The organism is Flectobacillus sp. (assembly GCF_049240685.1).
Classification (GTDB): Bacteria; Bacteroidota; Bacteroidia; order Cytophagales; family Spirosomataceae; genus Flectobacillus.
In genome coordinates this window covers 1-17,863 of record NZ_JBMLSD010000138.1, presented here as the reverse complement: position 1 = coordinate 17,863, position 17,863 = coordinate 1, and the positions used below count along the sequence as shown (strand labels likewise).

Sequence of the window (17,863 nt, the reverse complement as noted above, 5' to 3'; positions counted from 1 at the left end):
ATTTGAAGATGGGGTAATTTGATAATTTGAAGATTTGAAGATGGGGTGATTTGAAAATGGGGTAATTTGAAGATGAGGTAATTTGAAGATGGGGTGATTTGAAGATTTGAAAATGAGGTTTTATGCTTCGAAAACGTATTTTCAAATCTTCAAATTGACAAATTCTCAAATTCACCATGATTTGAAGAGTAATACTTCAAAAACAAATTATCAAATCTTCAAATTATCGGATTATCAAATTATCTAATCTTCAAATTTTCCAATTTTCTAATCTTCAAATTTTCAAATCTTCAAATTATCTAATCTTCAAATTATCAAATTATCAAATTCAACACTATCCTTTCAAAATATTATGTCCCATTTTGTCACGCTTGGTTTGCAAATAGCGTTCATTATGTGGATTCGGGGCAATTTCGATTGGCACTGTTTCTACGATTTCGAGACCATAGCCAAAAAGGGCTGCTCTTTTTTTAGGGTTGTTGGAAATCAACCTTATTTTTGCTACGCCCAAATCTCTCAAAATCTGTGCTCCTACGCCATAATCTCTTTCATCCATTTTGAAACCTAATTCCAAATTAGCTTCCACAGTATCACGGCCTTGTTCTTGAAGTTTGTAAGCTTTGAGTTTATTAACTAAACCTATACCTCTTCCTTCTTGGAACATATATAGCACAACTCCTTTTCCAGCTTTCTCGACCATCTCCATGGCATTGTGAAGCTGCGCACCACAATCACATCGGCAAGAACCAAAAATATCGCCAGTAACACATGAGCTATGCACCCGAACCAACACAGGCTCGTCTTTTTCCCAAGTACCTTTTACCAATGCCAAATGATTTTCGCCAGTATTAATTTGTTTGAAAGCAATCAAATCAAAATGCCCCCATTCGGTAGGCATATCTACCCCAATTTCGCGCTTAATCAAAGATTCAGTCTTTAGGCGATATTCAACCAAATCTTTGATTGTAACAAGTTTAAGATTAAACTTATCGGCCATGCGTCTCAAATCAGGAAGGCGAGCCATTGTACCATCCTCATTCAATACCTCGATAAGCACCCCAGAAGGCTTAAAACCCGCCAACTTAGCAAAATCCATTGCTGCTTCGGTATGACCAGTACGACGCAGAACACCCTCTTTACGAGCCTTCAAAGGGAAAATATGACCTGGACGACCCAGCTCCTCGGGCCGTATGTTTTCATCAACTAATGCTTGAATGGTTTTGGCACGATCTGGCGCCGAAATACCCGTAGTACAACCGTGACCTAATAAATCTACCGACACGGTGAATGGTGTCTCGTGTGAGGCTGTGTTATTTCCGACCATCATTTCAAGTCCAAGTTCATGACAACGCTCTTCGGTTAGAGATACGCACATCAACCCACGACCTTCACGAATCATAAAATTAACCATCTCAGGAGTGATTGCCTCTGAGGCACATATCATATCGCCCTCATTTTCACGGTCTTCATCATCTGCAACGATAATTATCTCGCCGTTTTTGATTGCTTCAATAGCCTCCTCAATACTATCTAATTTAATAGCTGACATTTTTTTATTTTTTTGGGGCCGAAACAAAAGTATCAGCAGAGCTTCAATTTGTATAAAATCAGTAAAGTAAAATAGATTTTCTGATTTTTTTACCCTTTGAGAATGTTCTTACCAACACTTTCGTGTCGAATCAATATCATAAATTTGTATTTCATTTAAAACTCCAAAGTTATACTATTTTGTTCCTACTGCGATGCCAATAGGCAGACAAAGGTGATATTTTTTGTATCTTTATCATAAAATATCACCTTGTTCGTTGAATCATTGTCCTCTATTTCTCCTACCTATTTAGGCTTATATACAACATTAGCATAGTTATTGCTCCTACTTTTAATTAAAATTATCCTAAGTTGATTTTTGAGAACATTAAATATGAAATTTTTCAGACTTTCAAATATTACTATTATTAAACTGGTGCTAGTAAATTTATATTTTTTTACTAGTGTCGAAAAAGTATTGAGTCAGTGTAGAAATGTGTCTTCCCCAGATGATGGAGGCTCGTTTGTAGTAACCAATCCTAGGACATTACTAACTTTTACCTACTCTGGTGATGGTAACGGCGACCCCAATAGCATCAATAATACCCCAACGGTAGTTTGCCCCGGACAAGAATTATATTTGAGAGACAACGTAACGGGAGGCTCATTCCCTTCGTTTATTATTAGCTCCTCAAATGATCCTACAGAAGTAGGAACTCCAGTTACCGATCCAAACAAAGAAATTGTCTTAAACGCCCCAACTACTCCTGGAATTTATTATATCAAAAACACAGGAAGTACTGCTATGGGAGGTTACTATAGCTGTAAGGTCATAGAAGTGGCTAATATTTCGGCTCCTGTTTACACGGTCAAAATTTGTAAAGTATCAGGTGGCGACAATGATGTTAAATTTACTTTGCAAGATGCCCCAGAAAACGATTATTTCAGTACTTACAAGTTGATATTTGACTTTTTTGGCTCTACACCAAAAGAGACTTTTCTATCTGTAACGTCCTACCCTTTCTCTAGACAAATCCAAGATTTGGGCTCTTACAATAGCTATAAATTTACGATAGAGGGGGTTACGCAATTAGGTTGTGTTATTTCTAAAACAGAAACATTGACGGCCATAGAATCACCCAACTCACCAAGATTAGCCACCTTGTCGTTGGACACTCCAACTGCCAATACTGTTTCATTGAATATTCTTGGCACACCCAATAGCGAACATAAAGTTTGGGTACGAGAGCCAAGTTTACAAAATACCTATAATACCTCGGGCACACCCGTACTTTCATACACTCCATCGGTATTAAACTATGAAACAAAGACATTTTCGATACCCGATGCCAGTAAACAATACTGTTTCAAGGTAAGTGCCGTGGATGCATGTAATGCCACCATAGTAGAAAGTAGTAATGAAACTTGTACCACTCCTATCAGAGGTCAAACTAAACAAGGAGGGAATACAATCATTTGGACCACAGCACGGACTAATCTGCTTGATAACCCATTTCGCTACTACGAAATCTCAAAAATAGATGGGGCAGGGAATAGTTCTGTACTAAAAACCATTACTAATGTTGGTGATAACTTGTACGATGATAATAATATAGTTTGTGGGATAGCTTATACCTACAAAGTAACAACTTATTATGCTACCTCATCTATCTCTAATACTTTGACCCTAACCAATACATCGCTAACGCCAGAATTACTAGGAAAAGTTGGGAGTACAGTCATAGGTGGCCAGTCTATACGAGTAACGTCCTTAGAAAAAGAAGGAAGTGATTTACCAGCATTTACGACATTCAACTATTATAGAGCCAATAGTCTGAATGGAAGCTATACCAAAGTTCATTCGGATATAAACGCATTTTGGGATGATGCTACTGTGAACCCAAGTTCTCAGCAATATTGTTATTATATGACTTGGACAGGCGGTTGTGGTGAATCGCAGCCTTCCTCAAAAATTTGTCCAATTTTTGCCCAAATGCAAGGTTCTTCTCTTATCTGGACCTCCGAAAGTCCTTTAAGTGATGCCATTGTCGAATATAAAATTTTTAGAGTAGATCCTCGTACCGGAAATCCAATCAATACTCCTGGCTCAGGATTACCTTATTCTAGTAATAGAAATTCACTCAATTTATCTACGCTTAGTATACCCGAAGCCGAAGGACAAACCATTTATTTGGCCATTGAAGGGTTTCCTAATACCTTTCCTCCAACGAGTGTTTCCAACTATATCGAATATCAGCGTCCATCGCTAGTATTATCAGCTCAAGCCTTTACTCCAAATGGAGATGGGCTCAACGACAGCTTTTATGTTCAAGGTAGATTTATCAAAGCTACCAAAATGTCGATTTTTGACCGTTGGGGCAATTTGGTGGTTTTTATCGAAAACACTGATTATCAAAGTAATCCTCAAGCAGGCTGGGATGGCACAAATACCAATGGTACAAAAGTACCCGCAGGAAGCTACGCTTTCCAATTACAGGTTGAAGACCTTTCAGGTAATATTATTACCAAGGAAGGAAGTATTGTGGTCATTTATTAAAAAGAGATTCAATTGCTTAGCTTTGCGCAAACATAAAGACTCAAGCACTAATCATAGAGTTGTTGGTTGCTTAATAGAAGAATTGTAACTTGCAACTTCAAAATTACTATAATCTTGATGAAAGATTTTTTGTATCCACAAATAAAAGTAAACAAGCTATGTTTGATATGATGGGAATGCTTGGAAAGGTAAAAGACCTTCAAGCAAAAATGAAAGAAGCACAAGAAACATTGGGAACAATCGTTGAGACTGGCGAGGCTGGTGCAGGAATGGTAAAAGTCACTGTAAATGGTAAAAAACAATTACTCAAGGTCGAAATCGATGAAGATTTATTAAAACCTGCTGACCGTGAGGTAGTTCAAGATTTGATTGTGGCAGCCACAAATATTGCAATGAGCAATATTGAAGGAAAAATCAAAGACCACCTACAACAAGCTACCAATGGACTCCTTCCCAATATCCCAGGTTTAGATTTAGGAGGAATGTTTTCCTAGAACATGAAATAAATGAGTACAAGAGTCACACTCATTCATCAAATCAATCAATAATTCGCTAGAATGTCCATCAAAATTCAAAATCTTACCAAAGTTTACGGACAGCAAAAAGCTGTTGATAATATATCTTTTGAAGTTCATCAAGGAGAAATTGTAGGTTTTTTGGGACCAAATGGCGCAGGAAAATCTACTACCATGAAAATAGCTACCTGTTATATTCCAGCTACAGAGGGGTCGGTAGAAGTATGTGGGTATGACGTCCAAAAAGCGTCGAAAGAGGTTCGTAAAAGTATTGGTTATCTTCCCGAGCATAATCCGCTCTATCTGGATATGTACGTTAAAGAGTTTTTGAGCTTTATTGGTGGAATTTATCAGATTAAAGGTAATCTTCTTACCCGCCGAATTGAAGAAGTTATTGAATTGGTTGGATTGCAGGTCGAACAGAAGAAAAAAATTGGTCAACTATCCAAAGGATATCGCCAAAGGGTTGGTTTGGCACAAGCCTTGATTCATGACCCCAAGGTATTGATACTTGATGAACCCACAACTGGCCTAGACCCAAATCAACTAGTGGAAATTCGTCAGGTTATTAAAAATATTGGGAAAGAAAAAACGGTTGTTTTCTCTACTCACATTATGCAAGAAGTAGAAGCTATTTGCGACAGAGTAGTAATCATCAATAAAGGAAAAATAGTGGAAGACCAATTGCTTAGCAATTTAGTTCAAGCTGGACAATCATTAGAGGATGCCTTCCGAAAGCTTACCGTTTAGGAAAATGTCATCATTTTAAGCCCTAATGCCGCATGATAAGTTGTGTATGAGGCAATAGGCTTTAGGCTGTAAGCCATAAGCTAAAGAAAAAAGTGTTTTTTATAAAATGATAAAGACCTTTTGCCTAATGCCTATGGCTTACTGCCTAAAGTACTCAAGTTAAATCTTAAATTTTGTCAAAAGCTCTTTTCTAAGCGACCTAAGCCAAAACAAAGTACTAGATAATATTGATTTTTACCTCCAGATACAGCCCCTTTAGGTAATGATAAAACTATCTGCGTCTAAATGAGCAGGAAATAGAGTCCTAAAATTTGTAATATCCTCTTTTGAAAGTAAAACGGTTTGCACTATTTCTTTTTGCGTTTCTGTAAAAAGATATTCTCCTCTAAAATTCAAGACTGCCGAATCTCCCGAAAAAGTCAAATCATTGCCATCTTTACCTACACGATTTACACCAATCACATAACTTTGATTTTCGATGGCTCTGGCCACCAACAACGACTTCCAAGGATAAGCCCTGGCTTCAGGCCAATTGGCTACATAAATCAACACATCATACGCTTGCGCCACATTTCGAGACCAAACAGGAAAACGCAAATCATAGCATATCAAAGGACAAATTTTCCAGCCCTTCCATTCCACTATCAAACGCTTCTCTCCTCCTCGGTAATGCAAATGCTCATTGCCCATCCTAAACAAATGTCGTTTGTCATAAGTGTGATACTGCCCGTCGGGTTGCATCCAAATCATTCGATTAAATACATTTTCAGCTTCTCTTATCATAACGCTCCCCACTACCACCGCATTTGATTGAGCCGCCTGTTGACGCATCCACTTGAATGTAGTCAAATTCATCGGCTCTGCCAGAGATGTATTCATCGAAAATCCTGTACTAAACATTTCTGGAAGCACAATAATATCGGTTTCATTTTCTATTTGAGCTATTTTTTCTTCCAGCATAGCCAAATTCGCAATAGGATTTTCCCAATATAATTCTGTTTGAATCAGCGTAACGCTTAAGTTTTGCATTTTATGAAAGTTTTGAAAAGAAATGTATTATTTCTTCTTTTCTGAAGATTGAAACTTAAAATAACATCAAAAGTAAAGGATGTAAGAATCATTCATCCAATTGTTGTGAATACTTTTATAATTGATGAGTAAAAAAGTATCATTTTGGGGTTTATAAGAAAGCTAATCGACTTCTTTTATGTTGTTAGCTCACCCAAAAACAGAGTTTCTTGTAAATAAGTGTTTTCAAAAACTAACAAATATCAGCTATTTGGGGTTTCTTAAATAATGTTACTGGCATAGTTGATAAACTCGCTTGTCTGTTACAATATTCTTGCCTAATTTTACAAACAGTTTTTAATAGAACAAGAATCTAATTTTTAACGCATAGCGTCCTAAATATCCTAGAATTATCTTAAACAAATGAGAGAAATACAATTCAGAGAGGCTCTTCGTGAAGCCATGACCGAAGAAATGCGTCGTGACCAATCAGTTTTTTTACTTGGAGAAGAAGTAGCCGAATACAATGGTGCTTATAAAGTATCGCAAGGAATGTTGGATGAATTCGGACCAGACCGAGTAATCGATACTCCAATTGCAGAATTAGGTTTTGCAGGGATTGCTGTAGGTGCGGCTGCAAATGGCTTGCGCCCCATCGTTGAATTCATGACATTCAACTTCTCATTGGTAGCCATTGACCAGATTATCAACTCGGCTGCCAAAATGATGTCTATGTCGGGTGGTCAGTATTCTTGTCCAATGGTGTTCCGTGGACCAACAGGAAACGCTGGTCAGTTATCTTCTCAGCACTCTTCTAACTTCGAAAACTGGTATGCCAACACGCCAGGTTTGAAAGTAGTTGTACCTTCAAATCCAGCTGATGCAAAGGGTCTTTTGAAATCCTCTATCCGCGACAATGACCCAGTTATTTTCATGGAGTCTGAATTGATGTATGGAGACAAAGGGCTAGTTCCAGATGGTGAGTACTTAATTCCTATCGGAAAAGCAAATATTGTAAAAGAAGGTACAGACGTGACTATCGTAACTTTCGGCAAAATGTTACCACGCGTGGTTATGCCAGCCGTTGCTGAATTAACTAAAATGGGTATCAATGCGGAAGTAATCGACTTAAGAACTGTTCGTCCTATCGACTACGAAACTGTATTAGCTTCAGTAAAAAGAACTAATCGTTGTGTTGTTGTAGAAGAGGCCAACCCTATTGCTGCACTTTCTTCTGAAATTGCTTACAATATCCAACGTTGGGCTTTTGATTATATGGATGCTCCTGTAATCCGTGTAAACTCAAAAGACCTTCCTCTTCCTTATGCGCCAACGCTTATCGACGAGATTTTGCCAAGCGTACAACGTACTGTAGATGCGGTAAAAGCTGTACTTTATAAGAACTAATTTTCGAAAGAATAAAATTATATTTTGTTGAATTACTAAATAATGAATTTTTATTCAGAGAAACTCAAAAAATCTTAGCCCAAAAAGCTAAGATTTTTTTTTTACTTTTATACAATTACATATCTGTGTACCAACAGACATCATTCTACGATTATAACCGATTTTCATACACTCATAATTATTTAGTACTTTTATACCAACAAAAAGGCACTTTTTTAACTTCTTATTTATCAATTAAGTACAAATTTTCAAGTATGATTTATATCAATCATACCTATTTTTAGTCATTGGTGTACTTGCAATAGTAGTTTTGAACATGTATTTTAGGGACACAATACCCATAAAATTTTATATACATGAAAAATCACTATTTATTTATCGCACTATTTTCTACTATCTTTCTGTTCACACAGTGTAGCGAAGATTTGTCGGTGGAGCCCACCAGCCCTAATCATAACGGTCTCAAAGTAGATATGACTTCAATTTATAGAGGTGTGTACCTCGACAGTCTCAAATACATCGTGGGAGATCAAGGTAAGGAAAATTCAGTCTTGCAGTGGTGTCAATACAACAACTTTACTACTGTAACTTGTTATGACTTGTACACATTACTTGCCACTTCGGCAGGATACCCGAAAGTAGCGGCTTTTATTCGTAAAGCTCGTGAACAATACGGTATAACCACCGTAACAGCATGCATGGGGTCGGCAAGTGCCTTTAGCGGAATGATTAATACCTACAACAATAGCCGCACGGATTCTGTGGAAAGATTCAATTACTCAAACTTAGAATTAGAATGGTGGAATAAAGCAGCTACTTACAAAAAGTATTTGAGTGAATTGCAGGGAATCAAGGCTTGGGGAGATGCTAAAACCCCTCGTATTCCGACTGAAACCTATATTGGCTGGTTTCAAAACCCAACTGGTCAGGAACTCACACAAGCGACTGGCATTGTAAACAATACTGATCGAGTTTTGGTACATGCTTACCAAACTATACCGACGTTTAATTACATGAAAAGTCGATTACAATGGCTTGGCAAAGCAGCCATGGCACAAAACAAGGTTCAGAAGGTAGTTTTCTTATTTAGTGCCGAACCTTCATTTTCTTTCAATTATTTTGTAAACAATAGCTTTGACCAAACCTTTTTGAAAGTCTTATCAGAATATGAAGCTGCATCTTTTACAGGAAAAGACAATCTGGAAATTATTGGATATCAAATTTTTGCTCAATCAGAAGGACGTGCGGCTCGCCCATTAATGATACAATAAACAAGTATACAAAGTTAGATTTTAATGGTATGCTTTTTAGGCATTAGGCTGTAGGCTTTAAGCTGTAGGCATTTGGCTTAAAACAGTGCTTGCTTAGTGCCTATAGAAACTGCAGCTTGCCTATTAAATAATTACACAAATTTAAGTACTCGACCACTGTGCTTGCTTAGTGCCTAGGGCTTACAGCCTAATGCAAACAATTTTTTTTTGCCCATCAATTAAACTAGAAATAAACCAGTAAGAGTGCTAAGCATTGCTAAAACTACAAATAAGTATTTATGGCGATGCTCAGCACTCTTATTTGTATGTTATAAAAAAGAAATCCCCTACCCGCAAGAGCAAGTAGGGGAATATACAATCAGTCAAAATTGCAATATTAAAGAACGATTACGTAGTAGTAACGAGTGCCGTCCATATCTACACCTTCGATTTTTACACGACCTTTACGGTTTTGTAATAAATCAGCTGCTTCCTTGGCATCTTTTACAGCTTTGTCATCGATTTTTGAGATAATCAAACCGCTTTCAACTCCTTGATAACCCAAACGACCTTCAGGGTTTACATCGGTTAATTTAACACCACCCGAAAGTTTCAATTTCGCTTTTTCTGCTTCTGAAAGGTTAGCGATTTTGGCACCAAGATATTCACTTGCAATAGCAGCACCAGCCGATTCACCTTTTACAATGTTGGTATTACCATCTTTATTTTTCAAAACAACATTGAAATCTTTTGTCGAACCATCACGGTTTACAGTAACTACTACTGTTTCACCTGGACGTTTACGACCTACCAATTCCATCAATTTAGAGCTTGATTTTGTTTCAACGCCGTCAACTTTTACGATTACGTCGTTTACTTTCAAACCAGCAGCTTGAGCAGAGCTATTGTTGGCAAAACCACCAACATATACACCTTCGTTTACTTTCAAGCCTTTTTCTTCAGCTACTTTACCCGAAACATCTTGGATACTCACGCCCAAGTAACCACGCTGAACGTTACCATACTTAATCAAGTCAGCTGATACTTTTTTCACAATACTTACAGGTACAGCAAACGAATACCCTGCAAATTGACCTGTACGGCTGTAAATCGCAGTATTGATACCAACTAATTCACCTTTTAAGTTCACCAATGCACCACCTGAGTTGCCTGGGTTTACCGCTGCATCAGTTTGGATAAACGATTCAAGTGGATTTACATCTTCTTTGTCGCGGTCGATAATGTTTTGGCGACCTTTTGCTGATACGATACCAGCAGTTACTGTTGACTCAAGATTGAAAGGGTTACCCACTGCCAATACCCATTCGCCTACTTTCAAAGCATCAGAATCACCGAAGGTTAAAAATGGCAAATTTGTAGCTTTTACTTGAATTACGGCCAAGTCTGTTGAAGGGTCGGTACTTACAACCTTAGCCTTCAATTCACGCTTATCGCCAAGGATTACAGTTACCTCATCGGCATCTTGTACTACGTGGTTATTGGTTACAATATAACCGTCGGCACTGATAATAACACCCGAACCAGAAGCCTCTTGCGCTTCGGGCTGGCGGCGACGTCCTCCACCAAAATCTCCAAATCCGAAGAAGTCCTCGAATGGATCAACCATTTGACGGTTTACTTGACGAGTCATTTTAGTTTTGATATGTACAACGGCAGGAGTTGCTTTCTCTGCTGCAAATGTAAATTCTGTTAATGAACCCGCTGCTGCTCCACTGTTCGACACCATACGAGTAAAGGCAGATGGAGTATCTGAAAACACTGCGTCGGATGAAGACTTTTCGATGAATAACTTATAGGCTCCGAGCGTGGTCGCACTGCTCAAAGCACCAACGATGGCAAGGGTTTTTAAATTATTGTTCATTTCCATTTTTAAATAAAGAGTTTTTAATGTGAACCAGACTCGTACTTTATTTCCTAAACGGTCTAGTGGAATAGATTGTTTTGTTGAAATTTGTAGCTGTTGGCTCTTATTTGTCAAGCAAAAGTTTTTTTCAAAAAAACATTCGGCTTAAACTTGTGAGCTTTCTGACAGTAAACTAATCTGAGCGAGTTTTTTTGATTTCACTACGCTAATTTAACGCAAAATCGAGATTCAAGGTGCACACATTAAAGGCATTTTAACATATTTTAAGAAATCTGTTGCTTTCGCTATTTCGCCAGAGAAAAAAAGAAGGGAATATCCATCCAACTGTTTCTTCAAATTGAAAAAAAGTCAGGGATATTCCCCAATTATTTGGCATAAAAGCAAAGAAAGATATCATTTCTTTTATGCTTCAGATTTACGCATTACAACACCGCAATCTCTTTTACTGCAGGTTTCAATTCTTCTTTTTTCGGTAAACCTACATGTAGAATACCGTCGGTATAAGTAGCTTCAATTTTTTCACCATCTACATTTTTAGGTAAAGTAAATGTGCGCTGGAATTGGCTATAGTTAAACTCCTGACGAGTATATTTTTCGGTTTTTTCCTCCTGTTGTTGTTCCTGAGCTGCCGAAATTGTCAAACGGTTTTCATGAAGACTCAATTTGAAGTTTTCTTTTTTCAATCCTGGTGCTGCTACTTCAATTTCGAATCCTGTTTCTGATTCTTTTACATTAACCGCTGGAATAGATTGGTAATATGAATTGTGAAAATGAGCTTTAGGTAACATAGTATCGAATTGTTTAAAAAGGTTGTTAATGTCGTTGTTAAAAGTTAAATTTCTTTTTACTGCTGGGTTTAGTCTTACGAATGTCATGGCTTTGAATGTTTTATTTTATTAATTGAAAAATCACTTTAAAAGAACTACCGCGCCGTTGCGGTGGTATTAACTTTTTTACAAGTTCTATACCAATTGAAAAATTGATGACATTTTGGCACTTTTTCTTCTTTTTTGTTTAATTTATACAGACATAATGTCATAATCGAGAATTTAGATATCGAATCTTGTCATATCAAATTAACTTTATAAGTAATCGTGCAGAATTAGATTTAACTTTTTTGTTTTAGGCAACAGGCATAAGGCAAAGAATGTTAAATGTTTTTTAGTATCGATAGCTATGTTTTTGCCGAATGCCCAAGGCTCAAAAACTTAAGTTTATTTTACGCACTGACTCAAGCTAAAAAGTTTGATAAAAGTCCAACATCATATTGCTTATTTAGCTAGTTTAGCTTGATTATTGCTTATAATGACTTAGAGGAAATAATATTTATTGATAAAAAATTCTTACTAACACACAAAACTAAAATCTATGTATCAGTTAAAATCTGTACTTGCTGCTTGCATTATATGTATGGTTGTCCAGTTTGGCGTTTTTGGACAACAAAAAAAGAAAAACACCTCAAGTAAAGTGAGCAAAACTACCACAACACAAGCTAATCCATCAAGTACTGCTAATACCCCTCATAACGTCAGTGTGAAGCAATCAACGGGACCACAAACAAGTTCTATGGGTTTTAAAGCCAATAAAATAAGTACTAGAGATGGAAAATTTGGGGTACCCAAAGAAATAGCCCCCGATAGATTTGGATTACGAGGAGGAATAGGACAGGTTGTTCTTTTAGAAGGAGAGCAAACCGATATTATCCCTAGTTTTGAAGTTGGCGCATTTGCTAATATTGGACTTAGCCCCAACAGTCGTTTTCAGCCTGAGATTAATTATCTTTCAAAAGCGACAAAGAAGTTTGACTTAACCAGCCATATCAATATGATTAACATACCTTTGTTATATCAATATCGCTTTGGTTACGATACAAAGAGTTTTTTTATTCAGCTTGGCCCTTATGCTTCTTATCTAACTAGCATGACTTATTCCTTAAATTCAAATACCAATTCTGTTGATTTGAGTGGGTTATCTTTTGGAGACAAAATAGAGATTGGCGCTACTGCAGGAGCAGGATATCGCTTCGATAAGCGATGGTTCGTGGATTTGAGAGCTAATTACAGTTTGAAGAAATTCAAAGATTTTAACAATTTCACAACCGTATCGCTTGGTGTAGGATATGGGTTTTAAGTATTAGTGCTGCATTGTGAATTGTGAATGTAAGGATTTAATTATCAATACCTTAAGTTATCTCGCAACATCTGGTTTAATTTTTGTATTTTAGGCTTTTAGGTATCGACTTTCGGCGGTGGGCTTTGGAAAAAGCATGTCTTTGGTTCTTAAAAACATGTTAAGACTCTTTACTTAGTGCCTAGGCATATAACTTAAATCTTATTTTACACGATTACCTGAGAGAAGAATAATATTTAGAGTGAGACTTATAATTATCAAGTTCCTCACTCTAAATTTATATTTTTTCTATACGTCTACTTCTACGGTATTACGTAAAATATCCTCGAAACTCTCACGAACACGAATTAGTTTTGCTTCACCATTAATGACCAAAACTTCCGCTGGACGAATACGAGAATTGTATTGTGACGACATCGAGAAACAATATGCACCTGCATTTTTCATGGCAATGATATCGCCTTTATTCACTGTATTCATACGGCGCTCGCTTTGCTGACCTTCTGCTGACCAGCTAAAAGTATCTGTTTCGCAGATATAACCCACCACACGGTAATCATCCTGCTGACTGTCGTCTTGGTTAGAGGCGTTAAAAATATCGTGATATGCCCCATACATCATCGGGCGTCCCAAGTGATTTAAGCCTGAGTTTACGCATACAAAAGTCTTGATTGGGTCTTTTTTGACGGTATTTGCCGTTGTCAAGAATGTTCCAGCCTCACTGACCAAAAATTTGCCCGGCTCGAACCATAATTGTAATGGACGACCGTATTCTTGGCAGAAATTTAAAAATGCCGAACTCAAAACTGAACCCAATTCTGCCATATTTGTGGTAATATCGCCGTCTTTGTAAGCCACTTTGAAGCCACCGCCTAAATCTATAATTTCTAAATCTTTGAAATCTTTGGCCATTTCCAAAATCGCTGAAGCTGCTTGCGTAAAAGCATCCGCATTTTTGACATCAGAACCCGTATGTTGATGCAAACCGATGATTTTCATATCATACTTTTTCACGATTTCTAAAATTTGGTCCTTCTGATGAATCGAAATACCGAATTTAGACTCTGGATGAGCCGTCATGATTTTTTCGTTACCACCCCCAAATACATGAGGTTTGATACGAATCAAAGCACCTTTTTTATTACCATACAATTGTCCAAAAGCTTCCAATACATCCAAATTGTCGAGATTGATACGAGCCCCAATTTCAGCTGCCAATTCGATTTCATCAAATGAAACACCACTTGGCGTAAAGGTAATTTGTGACCCCTCATACCCAGCCATCAAAGCCAAACGAAGCTCTTCTGGAGATACCACATCGATTTCGACCCCGTGCTTGCGCATGAGTTTTAGGATAGACAAATTGGTATTGGCTTTACAAGCGTATTTTATCTTTATGTTAACATCTTTGAATGAATCACGAAGAATGCCTATTTTTTCGATAATTTTGTTGGCGTCATATACATATAAAGGCGTACCAAATTTGTCGGCCAACTCGGTTAATTGAATCCCTTGGATGTCGTAATAATGCATTTTTTTGCTATTGTTAAATTCTATTTGTGCCTTTTGTGATCAATTAACAAAGTATATATGCCGATTAGCTAGAAATTCAGAATACTATTTTGTCATTGTTTTCAATAAAAGCTAAATACAAAGATACCCCAATCTTATCACCAACTAAAAACATACCACATGAAAAAATTCTTATTATTCATTTTATTGTTTCAAATAGTACAATTTGTAGCAAGTGCTCAGATTCAGAGTGGGCCAATGGTAGGCTATTCTGAAATGAAAGAAGTAATGCTTTGGGTACAAACTCAAAAGCCTTCAAAAGTGAAATTTGTTTACTGGGACAAGGAAAATCCCGCTATCAAATACAGTACCGCCGAAATCACTACCAATAAACATGATGGTAATGTGGCAAAATTGGTTTGCGACCAAGTAACAATGGGCAAAAAATATGATTATGAGGTTTGGGTAAATGGTAAAAAAGTTGCTCGTAATTATCCCCTTTCCTTCCAGTCGCAAGAGTTGTGGCAATATCGTAAAGACCCCGCTAATTTTAAGTTTGCTTTTGGTAGCTGTAACTATATCAACGAAGCTGAAACTGACCGCCCTGGTCGTGCCTATGGGGGGTATCCCGAAATTTTTACTTCAATTTATCAGAAACAACCTGATTTTATGATGTGGGGTGGCGACAACTTCTATTACCGTGAGCCAGACTGGAACACTCGTACAGGGATGATTCACCGTAATACTCATTCAAGAAGTATTCCTGAAATTCAACCATTGTTGGGAAGCGTCCACCACTATGCTATCTGGGACGACCATGATTATGGTCCAAACGATGCAGATCGCTCTTTCTGGAATAAAAATATGTCTTTGGAAATGTTCAAACTTTTTTGGGCAAACCCTAACTATGTTTTTGAAAATGAAGCTTGTACAGGCACTTTCCAATGGAACGACGTTCAGTTTTTCATGGTAGATAACCGTTGGTTCCGTACACCAAATGATAACCATACTGGCGAACGTGATTTCTTGGGCAAAAAACAAATCGATTGGTTGATTGATGCGCTCATCGGTAGTAAAGCGACTTTCAAATTCATCGTTTGTGGTGGACAAGTAATCAATCCAGCCAAGGTATTCGAAAATATGGCAACTTATGATGCCGAAAGAGCAGAGCTTCTTAAGAAAATTGCGGATGCTAAAGTGCCAGGCGTATTTTTCCTGACTGGCGACCGCCACCATACTTGTTTACAAAAATTAGAAAGAGCAGGAAATCTTTATCCTTTATATGATTTAACAATTTCGCCATTGACGTCTGGACCTTCAAAACCAGTGAAAGACGAAAATAATTCACCAATTGTTGACGGTACATTATACACAGAACGTAACTTTGCAATCTGTGAAGTAACTGGACCTTTGAAAGACAGAGTCTTGAAAATCACAGTGTACGATACCAAAGGAACACAAGTTTGGGTAAAAGATATCCGGGCTAACGAACTAAAATAGTGAAGTTTTAGCTTGTAATATCTCTCAACCAAGGCAGTGGGGCACTAAGTGGTATCGATTTCTGTTATACCAAAAAGAGATAGGATTGTAAATAATTCTTATCCAACATTTAATTATCGAGAACCATGCAAGTAGAATTAGTTAGAGTAGATGATGCTTTTCACTTTGAGGCATCAGGAATGTCAGGAGTACCAGTACATATCGACGCGGCCGAAAATATTGGTGGTACCAACTCAGGCGTCCGCCCGATGGAGCTTTTATTGATGGGCTTAGGTGGCTGTACTGCTATTGATGTCATTTTGATTTTGAAAAAACAACGCCAACGTATCGACGACCTAAAAATCTCGGTATCGGGCGAACGTGTAAAAATCGAAGGAACAGAAATGACTCCATTCCGTAGTATCAATATCCATTTTGCTTTGAAAGGCAATATTACTGAGGCAAAAGCTCAAAAGGCTATTGAATTGTCTATGGAAAAATACTGCTCTGCAACAGCTCAATTGAGCCCTTCGGCTACTATTACGCATACTTATAGCATTGATTTTGCAGAATAGATTTAACTTGTTTGCATTAGGCATTAGGCAAAGAGTTTTAACAACTACAGATATGCTTTTGCCGAAAGCCAAATAGTTGAATCACTAACTTAGAAATACCATCGACAAAACCCTTGTTTGACTTTGGTCAAGCAAGGGTTTTGTGCTAATTTTGGGGTTATTTTGAAAAAAGATTTACAAGAAATTATCCTAAAAATATTGAATCAAAGCACTTCGCATAAATGTTGCTTCAATATCAGTTATAAATACTCCTTATCCCATGCAACAGTATCACGATTTACTCCAACATATTATGGACAACGGTGCGGTAAAAACAGACCGTACTGGCACAGGAACAAAAAGTGTATTTGGCTACCAAATGCGTTTTAACCTTCAAGAAGGTTTTCCGATGGTAACTACCAAAAAAGTACACCTAAAATCGATTATCCACGAATTGTTGTGGTTTATTCAGGGAGATACCAATATAAAATACCTCAAAGACCATGGCGTTAGTATATGGGACGAATGGGCCAACGAAAACGGTGATTTAGGTCCTGTATATGGCAAACAATGGAGAAGCTGGACAGCGCCAAATGGTAAAGTAATCGACCAATTAAAAGAGGTGATTGATACCTTGAAAAAAAGCCCAGACTCACGTCGTATCATTGTTAGTGCATGGAATGTAGGTGAATTATCAGAAATGGCCTTGATGCCTTGTCATGCGCTATTCCAGTTTTATGTTGCGGATAACAAACTTTCATGCCAATTGTACCAGCGCAGTGCAGATGTATTTTTGGGTGTACCTTTCAATATTGCTTCGTATGCCTTGCTGACAATGATGGTTGCACAAGTATGTGATTTGGAACTCGGCGATTTTATTTGGACCGGCGGCGATACGCACATCTATTCAAACCATTATGAGCAAGTAGCCACGCAACTTTCACGTGAGATTCGTCCATTACCAACCATGAAAATTAATCCAGAGGTAAAAGATATCTTCTCTTTCAAGTTTGAAGATTTTACGTTGGAAAACTATAACCCACACCCAGCGATTAAAGCTCCTGTGGCGGTTTAAGTAAAAATGATGAATCGTGAGTGGTGAATTGTGAGATAGTATCATTCAAGCATATAAAACAAAAAAGCGGAAACCAATTTCTTGATTTCCGCTTTTTACTTTTTTATAAAAATCTATTTAGAAAACAGCGCAACGTCTGCTTGCATCATATCTTCTACGAGAGCATTCAAATCAAATTTTGGTTTCCAGTTCAATTTTGTTTGAGCTTTGGTTG

At 37.4% G+C, this 17,863-nt stretch carries 13 protein-coding genes and 1 pseudogene; 9 read left to right on the top strand and 5 right to left on the bottom strand.

The window, feature by feature from the left end:
• Positions 1–334 precede the first annotated feature (334 nt).
• Positions 335–1,549 carry a bifunctional 3,4-dihydroxy-2-butanone-4-phosphate synthase/GTP cyclohydrolase II gene (locus tag ACOVQ4_RS06330; RefSeq protein ID WP_421819809.1) on the bottom strand — a complete coding sequence of 405 codons (1,215 nt, stop codon included), beginning with the start codon at positions 1,547–1,549 and terminating at the stop codon, positions 335–337.
• Between the two features lie 372 nt (positions 1,550–1,921).
• On the opposite strand from ACOVQ4_RS06330, the gene ACOVQ4_RS06325 reads away from it, so the two are divergent.
• The 3 genes and pseudogenes from ACOVQ4_RS06325 to gldA form a co-directional block, all read left to right on the top strand.
• A complete protein-coding gene (locus ACOVQ4_RS06325; protein WP_421819808.1) occupies positions 1,922–4,084 on the top strand; it encodes a gliding motility-associated C-terminal domain-containing protein in 2,163 nt (720 codons plus the stop codon).
• Between the two features lie 158 nt (positions 4,085–4,242).
• Entirely contained in the window at positions 4,243–4,578 is a 336-nt protein-coding gene (locus ACOVQ4_RS06320; protein WP_421819807.1) for a YbaB/EbfC family nucleoid-associated protein, read from the top strand.
• A 63-nt stretch (positions 4,579–4,641) separates the two neighbouring features.
• A pseudogene (gene gldA / locus ACOVQ4_RS06315) lies at positions 4,642–5,316 on the top strand (gliding motility-associated ABC transporter ATP-binding subunit GldA); the annotation flags it as partial.
• A 288-nt stretch (positions 5,317–5,604) separates the two neighbouring features.
• Here gldA and ACOVQ4_RS06310 read toward each other — a convergent pair.
• A complete protein-coding gene (locus ACOVQ4_RS06310; protein ID WP_421819806.1) occupies positions 5,605–6,378 on the bottom strand; it encodes an amidohydrolase in 774 nt (257 codons plus the stop codon).
• A 402-nt stretch (positions 6,379–6,780) separates the two neighbouring features.
• On the opposite strand from ACOVQ4_RS06310, the gene ACOVQ4_RS06305 reads away from it, so the two are divergent.
• Positions 6,781–7,764, top strand: coding sequence for a pyruvate dehydrogenase complex E1 component subunit beta (locus tag ACOVQ4_RS06305; RefSeq protein ID WP_421819805.1), 984 nt, complete (start codon positions 6,781–6,783; stop codon positions 7,762–7,764).
• Between the two features lie 356 nt (positions 7,765–8,120).
• On the top strand, positions 8,121–9,035 hold the full coding sequence (locus ACOVQ4_RS06300) for a hypothetical protein (RefSeq protein ID WP_421819804.1): 915 nt from the start codon (positions 8,121–8,123) through the stop codon (positions 9,033–9,035).
• 376 nt (positions 9,036–9,411) lie between these two features.
• Here ACOVQ4_RS06300 and ACOVQ4_RS06295 read toward each other — a convergent pair whose 3' ends face one another.
• Both ACOVQ4_RS06295 and ACOVQ4_RS06290 read right to left on the bottom strand, forming a co-directional pair.
• The gene (locus ACOVQ4_RS06295) at positions 9,412–10,896 is read right to left on the bottom strand and encodes a Do family serine endopeptidase (RefSeq protein WP_421819803.1); all 1,485 of its coding nucleotides are present in this window, start codon (positions 10,894–10,896) and stop codon (positions 9,412–9,414) included.
• Positions 10,897–11,321: 425 nt separating this feature from the next.
• Entirely contained in the window at positions 11,322–11,774 is a 453-nt protein-coding gene (locus ACOVQ4_RS06290; protein WP_421819802.1) for an Hsp20/alpha crystallin family protein, read from the bottom strand.
• Positions 11,775–12,267: 493 nt separating this feature from the next.
• On the opposite strand from ACOVQ4_RS06290, the gene ACOVQ4_RS06285 reads away from it, so the two are divergent.
• Entirely contained in the window at positions 12,268–13,029 is a 762-nt protein-coding gene (locus ACOVQ4_RS06285) for a porin family protein (RefSeq protein WP_421819801.1), read from the top strand.
• A 288-nt stretch (positions 13,030–13,317) separates the two neighbouring features.
• Here ACOVQ4_RS06285 and lysA read toward each other — a convergent pair whose 3' ends face one another.
• Positions 13,318–14,562 carry a diaminopimelate decarboxylase gene (lysA, locus tag ACOVQ4_RS06280; RefSeq protein ID WP_421819800.1) on the bottom strand — a complete coding sequence of 415 codons (1,245 nt, stop codon included), beginning with the start codon at positions 14,560–14,562 and terminating at the stop codon, positions 13,318–13,320.
• Positions 14,563–14,721: 159 nt separating this feature from the next.
• Between lysA and ACOVQ4_RS06275 the strand changes: the two genes are divergently transcribed.
• The 3 genes from ACOVQ4_RS06275 (at position 14,722) to ACOVQ4_RS06265 (ending at position 17,649) form a co-directional block, all read left to right on the top strand.
• Positions 14,722–16,041, top strand: coding sequence for an alkaline phosphatase D family protein (locus tag ACOVQ4_RS06275; protein WP_421819799.1), 1,320 nt, complete (start codon positions 14,722–14,724; stop codon positions 16,039–16,041).
• A gap of 125 nt (positions 16,042–16,166) precedes the next feature.
• Positions 16,167–16,595, top strand: coding sequence for an OsmC family protein (locus ACOVQ4_RS06270; RefSeq protein WP_421819798.1), 429 nt, complete (start codon positions 16,167–16,169; stop codon positions 16,593–16,595).
• Between the two features lie 259 nt (positions 16,596–16,854).
• Positions 16,855–17,649, top strand: coding sequence for a thymidylate synthase (locus tag ACOVQ4_RS06265; RefSeq protein ID WP_421819797.1), 795 nt, complete (start codon positions 16,855–16,857; stop codon positions 17,647–17,649).
• Positions 17,650–17,863 lie beyond the last annotated feature (214 nt).